The following is an 18,515-nucleotide window of genomic DNA, read 5'->3' as shown; positions in this document are numbered from 1 at the left end:
TTAATAATTGAGAGTTGATTGTTTTAGTTAATCGTTTTTTCCACACTTAACTGATCAAAAATCTTCATCCAGTGAAAAGCTGTAATTTTGCTTTTCGCCCTGTGCTACACCCGACTTTTGGTATTCGCCTACGCGACGTTCAAAAAAGTTGGTTTTGCCTTGTAGTGAAATTAATTCCATAAAGTCGAATGGATTTGTGGCGTTCCAGACCTTTTTACAGCCTAATGCATCAAGCAATCTGTCCGCTACAAACTCGATATACTGGCACATCAACTCGGCATTCATCCCGATAAGCCTGACGGGTAGCGCTTCAGTTACAAATTCTTTTTCAACCTCAACCGCATCAGCAATTATTTTCTGTACGGTTTCTTCGGGCAACTTATTTTTTAAATGATTGACATATAGTAAGCACGCAAAATCACAATGCAGACCCTCGTCACGGCTGATGAGTTCGTTTGAAAATGTCAGACCGGGCATCAACCCTCTTTTCTTCAGCCAGAAGATAGAGCAGAAACTTCCCGAAAAGAAAATTCCTTCCACAGCAGCAAACGCAATCAGCCTTTCGGCGAAATTGTCACTTTCAATCCATTCTAATGCCCAATCGGCTTTTTTGCCTACACAGGGGATGGTTTCGATAGCCCGTAACAGGTGATCTTTTTCTTTAGGATCTTTTATGTATGTATCAATCAATAAGGAATACATTTCCGAATGGATATTCTCAATCATAATCTGAAAACCATAAAAAAATCGGGCTTCGGGGTATTGTACTTCCTGCACAAAATTTACTGCAAGATTTTCATTGACTATGCCATCGCTTGCCGCAAAAAATGCTAGTACGTGCGATATAAAATAGCGCTCATCCTTATTCAATTTATTTTGCCAGTCGTTCATATCCGATGACAGATCTACTTCTTCGGCAGTCCAAAAACTGGCTTCTGCTTTTTTGTAAAACTGCCAGATGTCATCGTGTTGAATGGGGAAGATGACAAAACGGTTTTTGTTATTTTGTAAAATCGGTTCATTCATTTTGAGAGATATTCTTAAATTTCATTGTAGCTATAACATCTACTGTTTCCCAAGTTTTACTCACACCGTCCTTGCCTTTATGCAAATCATAACAAACCTCATTTAGAGTTTCTAGAGCTTTCAGTGCTTTAAAATCAATCAATTCAATTTTAGTGTTTAAGGTCATAAATTGATTCTCGTAATTCACTTTGGCTGGGATCTGTTTTATCGTTATTCCGTTCATTTTTAATTGTACAAACCAGTTACCATTATTAACAATAAACTGTCCCGAAATAATGCCTGGCTCGTTCATCAATCCAAAGAATGTCTCTTTTATTTTATTGTCTCTACCGACATCACCCGTTTTCAAATTGAAAGCATCAATTCTAAAATTAGCTTTGTTCATTATACTATCTATTGTGCTCCCGTTGCCAAGATTATCTAAACTAATTTTGCCAAACTCACCTTTTACAGGAATTTTTTCGGTCGTTTTATAGGCAGTCCATTCAATCTTTACACTAGAGGGGATAGGCTCTAATTTTGATATTTTCTTATTAGCTTTCTGACAGCCTATTAAAAAGCAGCTAACCATGAGGATGAAATAAATAATTTTTTTATTCATTATTCTTGTCTTTTACTAATCAACTTATTGACAAATTCATACAACAGACGGACAGGCACGGCCGTGGCGCCACTTTGTCTGTAACCTTTTGCTTCTTTGACAAATGCTGCTCCGGCAATATCGAGGTGTATCCACGGATAATCCGTAAAGTGCTCTAGAAAAATGGAAGAGGTGCTTACGCCACCAATCGGACCACCTAAATTGCTCATATCCGCAACCGATGATTTCAGTAATTCCTTGTATTCTTTCCAAAGTGGCAGTTGCAATAGTCTTTCATAAACCTGCTCGCCAGCTTCCTTTAGTTCATCAATCTGTTCTTGTGCATTTCCTAGAACGGCTATTCCGAACGAACCTGTAATGGCAGCCGAGGCGCCTGTTAAAGTCGCCATATCAATGACTAACTCGGGCTCAAATCTTTTGGCATAGGTAAGAGCATCAGCTAATACCAAACGTCCTTCTGCATCGGTATTTTGTACTTCTATAGTAGTTCCGTCCATCATTGTAATCACATCATCTACTACTAAAGCATTAGCTGAAATTTTGTTGTCCGTGGCAGGAACTAAACCAATGACGTGATAAGGCAGTTTGTTTCCAGCAATAGCAGCAACTGTTCCTAAAACGGCTGCTCCGCCTGCCATATCACATTTCATCGTGAGCATATTACCGCTTATCTTCAGCGAGTAGCCTCCCGTATCGAACATCACGCCTTTGCCTACTAGTACCAACGGTTTTTTATTTACAGCATTTTCGGGCTTGTAATGGAAGATGTTGAACGTAGGTGGTGTTTCCGAACCTTTGTTCACAGCCAATAAACCGCCCATTTTTAATTCTTCTATCTGTTCTTTGTGCAGGACTTCTGTTTCAAAACCGAACTGTTTACCTACCTGAGTGGCTACCTCGGAAAACCGAAGAGCATCCATATAATTGACAGGTTCGTTCACGAGGGTTTTGGTCAGTGAAATGGCTTCTGCAAGCTGATTTAGCTCTGCAATTTTATGTTCGGGAAATGAACGACTGCGGATATAAACCGTTATTGGCTGTGACTTTTTCTTTGTTTTGTATTTATCAAAATCGTAACTGCTCAAAAGCATTCCTTCTAGGAAAGCATATCGTTCGTCCTTTGTAAGCTCATCCAATCCTCGAAGTCTCGCTGTCTGAGCTTGTTGATTACTGAGGGAAGCATTCACAGAGGCTCCCGCCAGGCGTAATGCTTCTTTCTCCCTATCGGGTGCTACGGCGATAAAGTTTTGCTTATCGCCCAATGCGGTAATAATCTCTGTATTGTTTTGAGAAAAAGCCCTGTCAATACGCTGTGCCAATGACTTTTGAAATTCAAATCGGTCTGTCTGCTCTTTGGTTACAATGAGTATAATATTGTCAGCCTCCTCATGAATATCTTCTTTTTTTGAGTAGGTTATGAAATTTATATTTAAGTAATTATTTTGCATTTCCCTCCTTCAATTTTGCTGTTACCGTTTTTTGTCCCGGTGTCCAACCGCAACCTGTTAATTCATCTGTTTGTAGTGCATCCAGTACACGCAGTACTTCGTCTACATTTCTTCCTACACTCATTGGATATACGCTAACCCATTGAATGATTCCCTTTGGATCTATAATAAAAGTAGCACGGTAAGCAACTTTTTCGTTGCAATCCAAAATGCCCATATCTTCGGCTAGAGATTTGGAAGTATCGGCAAGCATTGGAATGGTAAGATTTGCTAAGTCAGGATGGTTTTGTCTCCATCCCAAATGGACAAATTCGCTGTCGGTAGAAGCACCGATTACTACTGCATTTCTTTCTGCAAATGCTGCGTTACTGTTGTCGAACTCGATGATTTCAGTGGGACAGACAAACGTAAAATCCTTTGGCCACCAAAACAGTACTGTCCATTTTCCCTGCTGTGATGCGTGACTTTGGTTTATATCCGTAATTTCCATTCCGTTTTCGGTGGTTATTACTGCTTTTTTTGAAAAATCAGGTAGTTTGTCACCAATGGATAATATCCCTTTTTGCACAAATTGTGCTTGTTGGCTACTGATAAGTTTCTTTACTGAATTGCACATAATCTTTAATCTATTTTTATTAAATTATTTTCTACTAATTGTTCTTTGAGTGTCCAGAAAAGCTGCTCTTGTTTTGTTTTTCCGGAGTTGTTTTTTTCTGCAAAACGGACATAAGTCAATGCGGCTCTTTTTAGTTCCGATTGAATCTCGTTCAGGTTGAGCTCTTTATTACCCGAAAGATGCAAGAGGTAATAAACCGTACGTTTAAGCATATTTTCGGCTTCTTCCAGTTTTTCCAATTCCTCATAGGTGTTTGCCAAGTTATTGCAGGAAATGATGTACACCTGTATGAACGGGATTTTCAGACGAACACAATCTTTAATATGATTGTTTAGTACTTCTGCCCGGTACAGTGCATCTTTGTATCCTGATAAGGCTTTCTCAAAATCTCCTTTGTTAAAAAGTTCGTTGTTGGCAACGGTCAATGCTTGCCAATATTTTTCTATGTGGTTCATACAGGCATCGCTCATTTTATTTTAAATTTTTGTTAGCAAAATCCCAGTTGACGATTTCCCAAAACCCTTCAACAAACTTTGGACGGGCATTGCGGTAGTCGATATAATAAGCGTGTTCCCATACGTCCAGCGTGAGGATAGGAGTTTTGTTTTCGGTCAAAGGGGTATGGGCATCTTTCATCGGTACGATCTCTAATAGACCTTGGTCATTTTGTGCCAGCCATGCCCATCCTGCTCCGAATAACTTGATTGCTGTTTCCGAAAATTTATTTTGAAATTCTTCAAAACTGCCGAAGTCACGATTGATAAGTTCGGCTATTCTTCCTTGCGGTGCTTTACCGCCATTTGGCGAAAGACAATGCCAAAAAAAACTGTGGTTCCAATGCTGTGCAGCATTATTGAACAGTCCCGCATTGTTTTCTGCAAATCCCTTTTGTATGATTTCCTCTACGGTAGCGGTTTCAAGAGGAGTGTTTTTTACCAACCCTGCAAGATTGTTTACATACGCGGCGTGATGTTTTCCGTAATGGTAGTCAAATGTTTCCTCCGTGATAATCGGATTCAGTGCGTTTGTGTCGTACGGAAGTTCTGGTAATGTTTGTGTAATTTTCATTGTTTTCTGTTTTTTAGTTTTAAAATTTTAATTGCTCGTTTTAATTGACTGACGTGGCTCAATTCTTCGGAAGCTTTCTTCATATTTTTCTGCATAAGGTTATTATCCCGGATATGCCTCTCGAGGTATTTCTTGTTTTCCTCCAATAATTCTATTACATAGTCCATCTCACTAATCTTGATTTTATAAAAATTTAGCATTGCTAATATAAAAAGTTAGATTAGTCTAACAAAATATTTGTGTAATGTTTTGCTAATGGCTAGTTGATAGGGTTAAGATTGTAATATTACTCCATTAGCAGCTGCTTGTAAATAGCATAATTAAAGACTACACAACAAAAAACAATTGTTATGTTTATAGTTAAATGAAAAATGTGGAATAAAAATTAGTTCAGAATTTATGACCAAGGTTGTTTAAGAATTCCTACAGAAAAATTTAAGTATAAGTGAATTGATGTAGAAACATTAACTGAATCCCTCAAATCACCTTTATGAAGATTTTTTTTCTAAACCCTACAGAAGTTTGAGTCATCGATTCACAACCACGAGAAACGGTAGGGTGCTTAGAGAGCTCCATATTTAAGGAATAGGTCGCGATAAACTATTTAAGTTAAATTCTACCTAAAGAAAAAATATATATAAATCAGCTTAACTCAAGCAAAGGGAAAGAGATTAACATTGATAAATGGAAGTTGATAGCATTTGTTAATCTTATCGGTGGTTTTATTATATCTTTTATTAAAATCTACTTTTTTTAAAAGAATACATAAATTAATACTAGTGTTTTAATTATCAATTAAAACTTCAAGATAAATTACCAATAGCATAATAAAAAGTAATAATGTAGATTTAAAACTCGATATTAAAATAATATTTGGTGCTGAATTATTACCAAATGTTGGAATTATTTACGAATTAATAAAAAAATCGTAAATAACTCCAAGATTTAATGTACACATTATAATAATATCGATACATTAAAAATTCATTATTTACAACCATACTTACTGCTTATTTATCGCAGTTTGCTGAGAATCATTAGTAGGTATATTTTCATTGGGCGATAATCATTTTTATCACTTTACATAAAGCCATATTTTTTCCAGTAATTTTTCTTGAGATGAAATAATATAAAAATAGTTAAATAACTTTAGTTGAAATTTTCCGACTACAAAACAGAAACCTCAAAAACTTTCTTTTGATTGAGGTAACCACTTAAAATATCTTTTGAGATGATTTGTCCCACGCCTTTTGGTGTTCCTGTAAAAATAAGATCTCCTTTTTTTAGGGTGAAATATTTCGAAGCTTCCACAATCAATGTATCAAAATCGAACAATAATTCGTGGGTATTTCCTTGTTGTACCCAAGTGTTGTTTTTCATCAAACCAAAATCTAAATGGGCCAAGTCGAAATTATTTTTAGAATAAAAAGAAGAAACAAAAGCCGAATGATCAAACGATTTTGCTTTTTCCCACGGGAAGCGTTGTTCTTTCAGTTTTGTTTGTATATCCCGAGCGGTAAAATCAATTCCCAAACCGATTTCATCGTAATATCGGTGTGCAAATTCGGGTTGAATCATTTTTCCGGTTTTACAAATTTTCAGGACAATTTCCACTTCAAAATGAATCTCATTACTGAAACTAGGAATTACAAACTGTGAATCTTTCATCAGCGCTGTATCTGGTTTCATAAAAAACATCGGTTCTTCTGGAATCGGATTGTCGAGTTCTTTTGCGTGTTCGGCATAGTTTCGTCCTACACAAATTATTTTCATGCGAATGAGGATTTAAGTTTGAGTCTTGTGAAAACTTTCTTGGTATAAAGCGGAAAATCAGCTTGCTGAATCCAAGCATAATATCCAGGGTCTTTACTGAAAACATCGGTTACTTTCTGCCCTTTGTATTTGCCAAATCCAATCACTTCTTCGTTCTGTTCGTTCATCAAAATAAAACCTGCAAAATCAACTGTTCGGCGTTGAGATGAAAATTCACTCAAGAATTGATTGTCATTTTTCAGTTCTTCATATTTCTCGATCTGTGCCATCAATACCTCGTAAGTTGCCAAAGTATCGGCTTCTGCAGAGTGGGCGTTTTCTAAATCTTTGTCACAATAAAACTTATATGCCGCTGCTAAATTTCTTGGTTCCATCTTATGGAAAATCACTTGAACATCAATCGGTCGGTGTTTTTCTAAATCGAAATCGATTCCGTTTCTCAAAAACTCTTCAGCCAAAAGAGGAATATCAAAACGGTTAGAATTGAATCCTGCCAAATCAGAATCCTTGATTAATTCTACAATTTGCGGAGCAATTTCTCGGAAAGTAGGCGCATCTTTCACGTCTTCATCATAAATACCATGAATGAGCGAAGTTTCTGGCGGGATAGGCATTTCTGGATTCACTCGCCAAGTTTTGATTTCTTTTTCACCATTGGTATATGCTTTGACAATCGCAATTTCTACGATACGATCTTTGGCAATATTGGTTCCGGTTGTTTCTAAATCGAAAAAACAGATGTTTTTGGTTAATTTCATTTGATAATTTCTTTTTTATAGATAATTGATGTGATGATATATAGGAGGATGATAAACGGAATTGCATAGAATTTGAAGAAAATAAGCAAGACCAAACTTATCATCAGAAAAATATATTTATAATAATTGTCGCGCCAAGCGAATCCTTTAAATTTTAGCGCAAAAAGGGGTAAATCGGCAATCAATAAAAAACTGCAAATGACCGTAATGGCAATCAACAATAGCCAATCGTAGGTTGTTGAAATCAATTGCCCTTTCGTCTGTGCAATATAGAAAATAGAAAAGATTAGTAAGGTATTCGAAGGCGTTGCCAAGCCTTTGAAATAGGTGCTTTGTTCATTGTCTATATTAAATTTTGCCAAACGCAATGCCGAAAAAGCCGGAATCATCAGTCCGATCAAGGACAACCAAGTGAGGTAAATTTGCCCAGTATATAAAGCGTTGCCTCCAATCGGATAATTGAGTAATAATACCAACATCATCAGCCCAGGTGTTACGCCAAAAGAAATCACATCGGCCAAAGAGTCTAATTCTTTCCCAATTGGCGAACTTATTTTCATGGCTCTTGCCACCATACCGTCTAAAAAATCAGCTATCAAACTGATACTTATCAAACTAAAAATGCTATAAATATCACCACCGTTCAATACTATAACAGAGGCTAAGATCCCACAGCATAAGTTGAGTAAAGTGAGAAGGTTGGGAACGTTTAATAGTTTCATGTAAAAAAATATTAAGGTCAAAAATACAAACTTTCGAGGCATGCAACATAGAAATACAATAAAACTATTATTTTTGAGTTTTTATTCACGACACTTGTTATTTAGAATTTTGAAGAAAACGATCCTTTTTGTAGCTTTTTTTACGCAAGGCTTTGCTTTTGCTCAGTCTGCCCGAAAATACTCAAACGAGTTTTTGAATATCGGTGTAGATGCACGTGCTTTTGGTATGGGTAATGCCGTGGTGGCTAATATTGGCGATGTGAATGCAGCGTATTGGAATCCGGCAGGATTATCCGATGTGATTTTCGGACCTCAATTTTCGGCTATGCACGCAGAGTATTTTCAGTCGATTGCAAAATACGATTATCTATCCGTCGCTTTTCCTATAGAAAACAATTCTACTTTGGCCGTTTCTCTCTATCGTTTTGGGGTAGATGATATTCTAAATACGACAGAGCTTATCGATAATCAAGGAAATATAGATTACAATAAAATCAATAAATTCTCAACTGCGGATTATGCATTATCTGCCTCTTATGCTGGAAACTTTTTGGGTAATAAAGATTTACAAGTCGGTGCGAATGCCAAAATTGTTTATCGACATATCGGGAAGTTTGCCAATTCTTTCGGTTTTGGTCTAGATTTCGGTATGCGGTATAAAACCGAGAGTGATTTTTATTTTGGTTTGATGGCGCGTGATATCACTACAACTTTCAATGTATGGAAAATAAACTACGATAAACTTCCTAGTATTTCGATAGACGAACCAAATGCAGATGATGTAGTAACGGTGAATGATTTACCTGGAGAAGATATCGAGTTAACCTTGCCAAAACTCAATCTCGGGGTGGCTAAAACTTTTTCGATTTCCGATCGATTCAAGGTTTTGGGTGAGGTAGATCTTAACATGCATTTTCAGGAATCGAATGATATTTTTTCGATGAAAGGTTTTAGTTTATCGCCTGCAGCTGGTGTCGAAATTTCGTACATTGATATGGTTTTTCTCCGTGGGGGAGTCAATAATTTTCAGAAAGAAATGCAGTTCAACGAAAAGTATAAAAACACTTTTCAGCCCAATGTTGGTGTCGGTTTCAAATACCGTGGTATTAGTATCGATTATGCGTTAACCGATATTGGTGATCAATCGATTGCTTTGTATTCGAATATCTTTTCGGTAAAGGTTGATCTTAGCCAATGGCGTTAATACGTAAACGAATTTAGATTTTATCCTACAAAAAACAATTTATTTCTCTGTTTTCTTATTGATATGATATGCGTAATAGCCACCTAAGAAAAGTTGCTACATTTTTCTAGGGATAGTGGGCTAATCAAACGGATAGTTTATCGGTTTAGTAAGATCCAACTGATGCACAACCATTTATCTTTTTATCCTAATTTACTCGATTATTTTCATCCTACTGAAAACTAGGGAAAAGCTTATTTTTTATGTTCTTTGAGTTTTTCTGCCAAGAAATGCCCGGTATATGAATTTTTTACTTTTGCTACTTCTTCTGGCGTTCCTTCGGCAACGAGATAACCTCCTTTTTTGCCACCTTCGGGGCCAAGATCAATTACCCAATCGGCCACTTTTATAATATCCATATTATGTTCGATGACGAAAACCGAATGTCCGATTTCTATCAAAGCACGAAAAGCTTTTACCAACTTCTCAATATCATGAAAATGTAGCCCAGTCGAAGGTTCATCGAAAATAAACAAAGTTCTATCCTTGGTTTCTCCTTTGGTAAGGAAATATGCCAATTTTATGCGTTGCGCTTCACCGCCGGAAAGCGTGTTCGATGATTGTCCTAATTGTACATAGCCTAAACCTACATCTTGTAGTGGTTGTAGTTTTTGTGCAATTTTATCTTGTCTATGAAGCGTAAAAAAACCAATTGCCTCGTCGATACTCATGAGCAGGATATCTGAAATATTTTTGTTTTCAAACTTAACGTCCAAAACGGCTTGCTGAAAACGTTTTCCATGACAAGTTTCACACTCTAGTTCTACATCGGCCATGAATTGCATTTCGATTGTGATCGTTCCTTCGCCTTTGCAGTTTTCGCATCGACCTCCATCGACATTGAAAGAGAAATGTTTAGCAGTGAAGCCCATAAGTTTACTTGCTTTTTGAGCCGCAAACAAAGCACGAATATCGTCGTATGCTTTAACATAGGTAACAGGATTTGATCGAGATGATTTCCCGATGGGATTTTGATCGATTAGTTCGATGGATTTAATCGATTTCACTGCTCCTTTCAGTTCATCAAAATCACCAACTTTATTCCCATATTGTCCGTGTTCTCGTTGGAGAGCAGGCGTCAGAATATCTTTCATCAACGTAGATTTCCCAGAACCACTAACACCAGTAATCACAGTAAGCATGTTGAGCGGAAAACTAACATCTATATTTTTTAGGTTGTTTTCTCGTGCACCGGTAACGATAAGCATGTTTTTGGGTGGGATGCGTTTTTCGGGTAAATCGATTCTCATTTTCCCGTTAAGGTATTGAGCCGTTAAAGTGTTGGATTTTAGCAATTCATCATACGTACCTTCAAAAACTACTTCACCACCGTTAATACCTGCTTCGGGACCAATATCGATGATATAATCGGCTGCCTTTATGATATCCTCGTCATGTTCTACCACAATAACAGAGTTTCCTAAATCGCGCAATCTATTCAGAACAGAAAGAAATCGAACGGTGTCTTTCGAGTGTAAACCGATCGAGGGTTCGTCTAAAACATACATCGACCCCACCAAACTCGAACCCAAAGATGTTGCTAAATTGATTCGTTGACTTTCTCCACCCGACAAGGTATTCGATGCCCGATTTAGGGTAAGATAGTCTAAGCCAACATCGAGTAAGAAAGAAAGTCGACTTTCTATTTCGTAGATGATTCTGCCGGCAACTTGCTGATCGTATTCTGAAAATTCGATAGTGTCGAAAAATTTTTTCAACTCGCCTAATGGCAGGTCGACCAAGTCGGGTAAAGATTGGTTGTTGATTTTCACCCAATTGGCTTCTGGTCGTAGACGCTTTCCCTTGCACATAGGGCATTTGGTTTTACCACGATAGCGCGAGAGCATGACACGGTATTGGATTTTGTAGGAGTTGCTTTCGATCATCTGAAAAAAGCCATCTATTCCTTCCCATTCTTTGTCACCATGCCACAAATAATCTTTTTGCGCATCGGTCAATTGGAAGTAGGGTTTGTGGATAGGAAAATCTTTCTTGGAGGCGATTTTGATAAAATGATTTTTCCATTCACTCATTTTTTCTCCTTTCCAAGCAACAACTGCGTCCTCGAAAATAGTGAGATTTTTATTCGGGATGACTAGGTTTTCATCGATACCTATAATTTTACCGTAACCTTCGCAAGTCGGACAAGCACCGTAGGGATTATTGAAACTAAAAAAATGAATATTAGGATCGTTGAAATTAATACCGTCTAACTCAAATTTTGTAGAAAAAAAATGTTTTTTAGACTTGTCGGATTCTTCTAAAATAATTTCTCCTTTCCCCTCAAAAAAAGCCAATTCTACTGCATCACCCAATCGGTGTAAAAATGCTTCGTCCTTTTGGGTAGATATCCGATCGATGATAAGATAAATTTTATGTTCTTTGGTGGGCTGGAAATGAAATTCGATCAGATCTTCTATTTTTACTTGTTGGCCATCGACCAAAAGACGATTAAATCCTTGCTGATTGAGAAGATTTAAATGTTCGGTGAACGTTCTATCGTGTGGAACAAGAAGATCAATTAAAAGTAATAATTTTGTGTTTTCGGCTAAACACATGACAAAGTTAATGACATCCGTTACCGAGTCTTTTTTTACTTCTTTGCCCGAAATTGGTGAAAAAGTTTTGCCAACACGAGCATACAAAAGCTTCAGATAATCGTATATTTCTGTGCTCGTCCCAACGGTTGATCGTGGATTACTGCTGATAACTTTCTGCTGAATTGCTATTGCAGGTGCAATTCCTTTAATATAGTCGACCTGTGGTTTGTCGAGTTTACCCAAAAATTGTCTAGCGTACGAAGATAAGCTTTCTACATATCTTCGTTGACCTTCGGCATACAGAGTGTCAAAAGCTAAGGTCGATTTTCCTGATCCCGACATTCCTGTAATTACTACGAGTTTGTTTTTGGGGATCGCTATATCGATGTTTTTTAGGTTGTGTAATTTAGCTCCTTTTACCAGGATAAAATCTTTCGGATCAAGCGTGTTAATGTCTTTTTTCATCGTAGGTCAAAGATACGATTTATTCGTAGTTAAGAGAAATTAGGTCTAGAAAAAAGCATTTCGGTAAAAGTGTTTTTAATTGTTGAATATAGTAGTTTGTTCTCGATTATCAATTTGGTTACGATCTCTGCTCGTACTGTTTGCCTGGCGTTCGAATGCAGAGTTTAAACGCTATGTATTTGTAATTTCTATTTGTTTTTTTTAGATTGGCATCATTACCAATATAGAGAATAGAATAACAGAAAGAATGTATGGTTTTTTCTAATAAAAATAGTGAATAGATTTATGTGCAGGTAGTAAATAAAAATGTTGTTACTAAATAAACATGGATGATAAGCGTATTTTTGTAAAATGAATTTAGCAGAATTAGAAAAATTTTTTGTGCAGTCGCTTTCTACCCTATACGATGAACAAGAAACAAAAGCATTATTTCGGTATTATCTTGAAGAGAAATATCATTTCAGTACTTCGGATTTTCTATTACCAGCAGAACATATATTTCGGTTGGATGAAATAGAAAATGATGTAGTCGCCTTGTCACTGGGAAAACCGATTCAGCAGATACTCGGCTATGCATATTTTATGGATTGGAAATTTTTGGTGAATGAATTTACCTTGATTCCAAGACCCGAAACTGAAGAATTAGTCGAATGGATAGCGAAGGATTTACACAAAAGAACCAACGAATTACGTGTGTTGGATATTGGGACAGGAAGTGGATGCATTCCGATAGCATTGAAACATCTTCTACCAAACGCTCAGATTTCTGCAATTGATTTTTCTGCACAAGCCATAGCAATGGCAAAGAAAAATGCAAAGTACAATAAAGTAGAAGTGGACTTTTTCGTTCACGACATTTTTGATAAATTTCCTACCGAAAAAAAATACGATGTGCTTGTTTCTAATCCACCCTATGTACGCAATTGTGAGAAAGAGGCGATGCATCAAAATGTATTGAATTTCGAACCCGAAACTGCGCTTTTTGTAGCTGATGACAATCCACTTAAATATTATCAACGCATAATAGAAGTGGCTAAAGAAATCTTAACAGCGGAAGGAGTCTTATATTTAGAAATTAATCAATATTTGAGTCAGGAAATGACTGAGTTGTATAGCGGTGATTATGAATATGTTGAGTTGAGAAAAGATTTATCAGGCCATTATCGAATGCTAAAAGCATCCAACCAGAAAAATAATTTATAGTAAAAGTTATATTTTGGTTTGATTTTTGAATATTAATTTAATTGAATCTAAAATTTTAAAAAAATATACGAAATGAAAAAACTAATTGTAGGTCTATCTGTAATGACCATGATATTCGCAACCTCTTGTAAAAAAGAAGAAAAAACAGTTGTTGTAGAAGATGTAAACGATTCTGTGATGCACGTAGAAACTGTAACTACCGTTTCTCCAGAAATAGATGAAGCAGAAGCAAAAGCACGTTTAGATCAAGCACAAAAAGAATTGGATGAAGCAATCGCGAGAGGGGATAAGGCAGCAGAAGAGGCAGCTCGTAAAACTCGAGACGAAGCACAAACTGCTTGGGACAACTTCAAAAAAGGAGTTTCAGAAACAGCACAAGATGTAAAAGAAGGAGTTGATCATGCAGCTACAAAAACAAAAGAAGCAGTAAATAATACTGCAGAAGATGTCAAAGACGCTTCTAAAAAAGCAGCGGATGATGTTAAAGATGCTTCTAAAAAGGCCGCAGAAGATGTAAAAGAAGGATATAATAACTTGCTCGATAAAGCAAAAGCAAAATAATATCTTATCGTTTAATAGATTTTAGTAGTTAATCGAGCAGCCAAGTTTTTTCTTGGCTGTTTTGTTTTATAATAACTCATAAGGTGTAGTCCTAATATAGGCAACGAAATTGTTGCGTAATACACTTAAAAATATGTTTATCAATATGTTGATTAGAAAAGCAAAGAAAAATGATAGCAAAGAAATTGCTCCATTACTATTAATAGCAATGGAAGATATCGTTTATACGTTTATCAATGAAGAAAATAGAGAAAAATCACTTGCATTTCTAGAGTATTTTATTGCTCAGAAAAGCAATCAATATTCGTATGAAAATATTTGGGTATTAGAAATGCATGGCCAAATCGCAGGAGCAATTAATGTCTACGATGGAGGAATGCTTAATGAGCTGAGAAGACCAATTATACAATACCTAAAAGAAAAATATCAAAACGAGATTTCGCCTGAAGATGAAACCGAAGCTGGCGAATGGTATTTAGATACGTTAGGTGTAAATCCTGATTTTCAGGGAAAAGGAATAGGCTCTACACTTATCAAATATGTCATAGAAAATATCTCGAGCGAGAATAACAAAGCGGTCGGCTTGCTCGTCGATATCGATAATCCACATGCAAAGCGACTCTACGAGCGTCTAGGATTTCAAAAATTGGGAGATAAGTTGTTGGTTGGTAAGGTTTTAGAGCATATGCAAGTAAGGATAGGGTAATGTGAAATAATAGTTGGTAATTGCGAAAATTAGTTGTAGATTTGCAAAACCTTTTTCTGGGAGAGAAAGGGCGGATGTTAAAAGAATTTCATTTAGGGATTTTTCGGCTGCTTGGCCATTTAATTTTATTCTTTCATATCCGAATAGTTAAGTAAAAAAGACAACCGGAGTGAATGATAAATGAATTTATCCCGGTTACTAATGTAAAAAAATGATGACATTCAAAGATTTAGGTCTTCAACCAGAAATTTTATCTGCCGTAGAAGATATGGGATTCGTTAGCCCATCACCCATTCAAGAAAAAGCAATTCCACAAATTTTATCTTCAGATCAAGATGTGATTGCCTTGGCACAAACCGGTACCGGAAAAACTGCCGCGTTTGGATTACCGATTCTTAATCAACTCGATTTATCTCAAAAAAACGTTCAGGCGATTATCCTTTGTCCAACTCGTGAACTTTGTTTGCAGATTGCCAAAGAAATGGAAAGTTTTGCTGCCCATATGCAGGGAGTAAAAATACAAGCTGTTTACGGTGGTGCAGATATTGTGAAGCAAATAAAAGGTTTGCGAGATAATCCACAAATCGTCGTCGGAACACCGGGTCGGACTATGGATTTGATCAAGCGTAATGCATTGAAAATTAACAATATCACATGGACTGTATTAGACGAAGCAGACGAGATGTTGAACATGGGATTTCGGGATGAGATAGATAATATCCTAGAAACAACACCAGAAGAAAAACAAACCTTATTGTTTTCGGCTACCATGCCACGGGAAGTAAGACGTATTGCTGCAGAATACATGTTCAAACCTGTAGAAATTGCGGTGAGTAAAGTAAACATGGCGTCGAAAAATATCGAACATCAATACTATATGGTGCGTGCAAGCGATCGTTATTTAGCACTAAAACGAATAGCTGATTATTATCCAAGCATTTACGGTATTGTATTTTGTAAAACAAGACGAGAAACCAAAGAAGTTGCTGATCGTTTGATGCAAGACGGATACAATGCAGATGCATTACATGGAGATTTATCGCAAGCACAACGTGATTTTGTGATGGATAAATTTCGTAAGAAAAACATACAAATTCTTGTCGCAACTGACGTTGCAGCCCGAGGAATTGATGTTAACGAATTAACGCATGTAATCAACTATAGTTTACCGGATGATCCAGAAGTGTATGTTCACCGTTCGGGTCGTACAGGGCGTGCCGGTAACAAAGGTATTTCTATTATTATTGCACACTCTAGAGAAGGTAGAAAAGTAAAAGATGTTGAAAAATTTATTTCTGCCCCTATCGAACTTAAGAAAGTTCCGAGTGGGGAAGAAATCTGTGAAAGACGTATGTTTAATTTAATCGAGAAAATAGAAAACACAGAAGTTGATGACATACAAATAGAACCTTACATGGATGCTGTGTATGAGAAACTTCAAGGTTTGGATCGTGACGAATTAATCAAACGTTTCGTTTCTGCAGAATTCAATACATATTTAGAGTATTATAAAAACTCAAAAGACCTTAACGAATCTGAAAGCAGTAGAGGAGAAGGACGAGAAAGAGGCCGTCGTTCGAATAAAAACTTTACTCGTTTCTATATCAATTTAGGAGAAAAACATCGTGTAAAAGCACCAAACCTTATTGGGATGATCAACGAGTTTACACGCAATAGAAATATAGAAATAGGTAAAATAGAAATCCTGAGAAATTTTTCATTTTTCGAAGTAGAAGACGAATTTACCCAAACAATTCTAGATTCTTTTAACGGAAAAGATCGTGACGGAATAGAAATAGATGTGCAAATTTCGAAACCAGAACCAAATCGATTATATGACAATAATCGCAGCGGAAGAAGAGATAGAAAACGTTCTGATTTTCGTGGCGCTCGTCGTGGAAATGACCGAAAAAAAAATGGCGGTGATCGTCGATCAAACAACTCAAGAAGAGAACGTGGCGGAAAGCGTCGATAATAAATAGAATAGAGAAAAAATGGTTTATTTAGATAAATAAACCATTTTTTATAGATATAAGGACTTGCCTGTTGGATGTTTCTATATAAATAAGAACTGTAGCTTCATTTAAAAGAATTTTTAGTTGATAGTTTGTTGTAAAGTCACATCATCCTACCAGAAAATTTTATAAAAATTAAATTTCCATTTCTGGAATATCACCATCGATTATTAATTTTCCTGCGGTTGCTTTTTTTATCGTTTCTATACTTACACCAGGGGCACGCTCTAGCAATCGAAAACCTCCTTCTTTAGCCACTTCTAAAACAGCTAATTCTGTCACGATTTTTTTCACACAACGAATTCCTGTCAAAGGAAGAGTACATTCTGGTAAAAGCTTAGATTCGCCTGCACGGTTTGTATGCTGCATCGCAACAATAATGTTATCTGCTGATGCTACCAAATCCATAGCCCCTCCCATTCCTTTTACCATTTTGCCTGGTATTTTCCAGTTGGCAATATCTCCGTTTTCCGAAACTTCCATTGCTCCCAAAATCGTTAAATTTATTTTTCGTGCACGTATCATACCAAAACTCATTGCCGAATCGAAAATTACTGAGCCTGGCAACGTTGTAATGGTTTGTTTCCCAGCATTGATGAAATCTGCATCTTCTTCACCTTCATACGGAAAAGGACCCATGCCCAATAATCCGTTTTCACTCTGCAAAACAACATTTATTCCTTCTGGTATATAGTTGGCTACCAAGGTCGGAATACCAATTCCTAAATTTACATAATAGCCATCTTGTACTTCTTTTGCAATACGTTTTGCAATACCGTTTTTATCTAACATAGTTGTAATCTTTGGGTTAAGGTTATTTTCTAGGTAAAGTTGTGCGTTGCTCAATTCGTTTTTCATACTTTTCTCCTTGGATTATTCGGTGTACAAAAATCCCTGGTGTATGAATCTGACTTGGATCCAATTCTCCTGGCTCTACCAATTCTTCTACCTCGGCAATGGTGATTTTACCACACATGGCAACTGGATGATTGAAGTTGTTCGAGGTTCCACGATAAATTAAATTTCCTGCTGTATCTCCTTTCCAAGCTTTGACGATTGCAAAATCTGGTTCGAAAGCATACTCCAGCAAGTACTCTTTTTCTATCCCATGAAAAGTAAATTTTCGGGTCTCTTTACCTTCTGCAACTTCGGTACCTACACCTGCAGGCGTAAAAATAGCTGGCATTCCGTAACCCGCCGCCATTAAACGTGTTGCCAATGTTCCTTGCGGGATGAGTTCCACTTCTAATTCCCCCGATAACATTTGGCGTTCGAATTCTGCATTTTCTCCTACATAAGAAGAAATCATTTTCTTGATTTGTCTGTTTTGTAGTAATAAACCTAATCCAAAATCATCTACTCCCGCATTGTTGCTAATGCATGTAAGATTATTGATTTTCTTTTGCACCATTCCTTGAATCAAGTTTTCCGGAATTCCCGATAAACCAAATCCACCGATTGCTAAGGTCATGCCACTCTCTACACCGGCCAAAGCTTCCTCGATGCTGTTTACTTTTTTATTAATCATTTCTTTGCGTTTGATCTTTTGTTCTGCTAAAAATAAGGAATATTTTAGAATCTGCTTGTCTTTTTACATGGATAATTTTAGTACGTTGTTACGTAGTTGATTTTAATAATATTATATTTTTTGGTTGTTGATTTAGGATAAAATACATACAAAGTGAATAATATAGAACCGAACTATTAGAGATAAGTGAGAAGATATGAAAAAAGTTTTTCGAGATTTTTCTATATTTGTTCATCGGATTG

At 36.5% G+C, this 18,515-nt stretch carries 17 protein-coding genes; 5 read left to right on the top strand and 12 right to left on the bottom strand.

Going from position 1 to position 18,515, the window contains the following annotated elements:
- Positions 1 to 54 precede the first annotated feature (54 nt).
- The 9 genes from WEEVI_RS00940 to WEEVI_RS00895 form a co-directional block, all read right to left on the bottom strand.
- On the bottom strand, positions 55 to 1,026 hold the full coding sequence (locus tag WEEVI_RS00940; protein WP_013597304.1) for a ribonucleoside-diphosphate reductase small subunit: 972 nt from the start codon (positions 1,024 to 1,026) through the stop codon (positions 55 to 57).
- On the bottom strand, positions 1,019 to 1,627 hold the full coding sequence (locus tag WEEVI_RS00935; RefSeq protein ID WP_013597303.1) for a YceI family protein: 609 nt from the start codon (positions 1,625 to 1,627) through the stop codon (positions 1,019 to 1,021). The genes WEEVI_RS00940 and WEEVI_RS00935 overlap by 8 nt, the downstream gene beginning before the upstream one ends.
- Positions 1,627 to 3,075, bottom strand: coding sequence for a leucyl aminopeptidase family protein (locus tag WEEVI_RS00930; protein ID WP_013597302.1), 1,449 nt, complete (start codon positions 3,073 to 3,075; stop codon positions 1,627 to 1,629). The genes WEEVI_RS00935 and WEEVI_RS00930 overlap by 1 nt, the downstream gene beginning before the upstream one ends.
- Positions 3,065 to 3,691: a peroxiredoxin gene (locus WEEVI_RS00925; protein WP_013597301.1), complete on the bottom strand. Its 627-nt coding sequence runs from the start codon at positions 3,689 to 3,691 to the stop codon at positions 3,065 to 3,067. Before WEEVI_RS00925 ends, WEEVI_RS00930 begins: the two co-directional genes overlap by 11 nt.
- 5 nt (positions 3,692 to 3,696) lie before the next feature.
- Positions 3,697 to 4,161, bottom strand: a complete 465-nt coding sequence (locus WEEVI_RS00920) for a DUF2753 family protein (protein WP_013597300.1) — start codon at positions 4,159 to 4,161, stop codon at positions 3,697 to 3,699.
- 1 nt (position 4,162) lies between these two features.
- Complete coding sequence (locus tag WEEVI_RS00915) at positions 4,163 to 4,759, bottom strand: superoxide dismutase (protein ID WP_013597299.1); 597 nt, start codon at positions 4,757 to 4,759, stop codon at positions 4,163 to 4,165.
- 1,167 nt (positions 4,760 to 5,926) lie between these two features.
- Complete coding sequence (locus tag WEEVI_RS00905) at positions 5,927 to 6,532, bottom strand: fumarylacetoacetate hydrolase family protein (RefSeq protein WP_013597297.1); 606 nt, start codon at positions 6,530 to 6,532, stop codon at positions 5,927 to 5,929.
- On the bottom strand, positions 6,529 to 7,290 hold the full coding sequence (locus tag WEEVI_RS00900; RefSeq protein ID WP_013597296.1) for a 3'-5' exonuclease: 762 nt from the start codon (positions 7,288 to 7,290) through the stop codon (positions 6,529 to 6,531). The genes WEEVI_RS00905 and WEEVI_RS00900 overlap by 4 nt, the downstream gene beginning before the upstream one ends.
- The gene (locus tag WEEVI_RS00895) at positions 7,287 to 8,012 is read right to left on the bottom strand and encodes a CDP-alcohol phosphatidyltransferase family protein (RefSeq protein ID WP_013597295.1); all 726 of its coding nucleotides are present in this window, start codon (positions 8,010 to 8,012) and stop codon (positions 7,287 to 7,289) included. The genes WEEVI_RS00900 and WEEVI_RS00895 overlap by 4 nt, the downstream gene beginning before the upstream one ends.
- Positions 8,013 to 8,121: 109 nt before the next feature.
- Between WEEVI_RS00895 and WEEVI_RS00890 the strand changes: the two genes are divergently transcribed.
- Positions 8,122 to 9,216: a putative type IX sorting system protein PorV2 gene (locus tag WEEVI_RS00890; protein WP_052295785.1), complete on the top strand. Its 1,095-nt coding sequence runs from the start codon at positions 8,122 to 8,124 to the stop codon at positions 9,214 to 9,216.
- Positions 9,217 to 9,449: 233 nt separating this feature from the next.
- On the opposite strand, the gene uvrA is transcribed toward WEEVI_RS00890, so the two are convergent.
- Positions 9,450 to 12,260, bottom strand: a complete 2,811-nt coding sequence (gene uvrA / locus WEEVI_RS00885) for an excinuclease ABC subunit UvrA (RefSeq protein ID WP_013597293.1) — start codon at positions 12,258 to 12,260, stop codon at positions 9,450 to 9,452.
- A gap of 351 nt (positions 12,261 to 12,611) precedes the next feature.
- Here uvrA and prmC point away from each other — a divergent pair, with 351 nt between their 5' ends.
- The 4 genes from prmC (at position 12,612) to WEEVI_RS00865 (ending at position 16,705) form a co-directional block, all read left to right on the top strand.
- A complete protein-coding gene (gene prmC, locus WEEVI_RS00880) occupies positions 12,612 to 13,463 on the top strand; it encodes a peptide chain release factor N(5)-glutamine methyltransferase (RefSeq protein ID WP_013597292.1) in 852 nt (283 codons plus the stop codon).
- 72 nt (positions 13,464 to 13,535) lie between these two features.
- Complete coding sequence (locus WEEVI_RS10840) at positions 13,536 to 14,024, top strand: hypothetical protein (protein ID WP_013597291.1); 489 nt, start codon at positions 13,536 to 13,538, stop codon at positions 14,022 to 14,024.
- A 145-nt stretch (positions 14,025 to 14,169) separates the two neighbouring features.
- Positions 14,170 to 14,730: a GNAT family N-acetyltransferase gene (locus tag WEEVI_RS00870; protein WP_013597290.1), complete on the top strand. Its 561-nt coding sequence runs from the start codon at positions 14,170 to 14,172 to the stop codon at positions 14,728 to 14,730.
- Between the two features lie 211 nt (positions 14,731 to 14,941).
- Positions 14,942 to 16,705: a DEAD/DEAH box helicase gene (locus WEEVI_RS00865; protein ID WP_041942011.1), complete on the top strand. Its 1,764-nt coding sequence runs from the start codon at positions 14,942 to 14,944 to the stop codon at positions 16,703 to 16,705.
- A 175-nt stretch (positions 16,706 to 16,880) separates the two neighbouring features.
- Here WEEVI_RS00865 and WEEVI_RS00860 read toward each other — a convergent pair whose 3' ends face one another.
- Positions 16,881 to 17,537 (bottom strand): 3-oxoacid CoA-transferase subunit B, encoded by a 657-nt coding sequence (locus tag WEEVI_RS00860; RefSeq protein WP_013597288.1) that lies wholly within the window; start codon positions 17,535 to 17,537, stop codon positions 16,881 to 16,883.
- A gap of 22 nt (positions 17,538 to 17,559) precedes the next feature.
- On the bottom strand, positions 17,560 to 18,273 hold the full coding sequence (locus tag WEEVI_RS00855) for a CoA transferase subunit A (protein WP_013597287.1): 714 nt from the start codon (positions 18,271 to 18,273) through the stop codon (positions 17,560 to 17,562).
- Positions 18,274 to 18,515 lie beyond the last annotated feature (242 nt).

Origin of the sequence: Weeksella virosa DSM 16922 (assembly GCF_000189415.1) — a bacterium.
Classification (GTDB): domain Bacteria; phylum Bacteroidota; class Bacteroidia; order Flavobacteriales; family Weeksellaceae; genus Weeksella; species Weeksella virosa.
The sequence above is the reverse complement of the archived record's forward strand: the minus strand, read 5'-3'. Positions and strand labels throughout refer to the sequence as shown.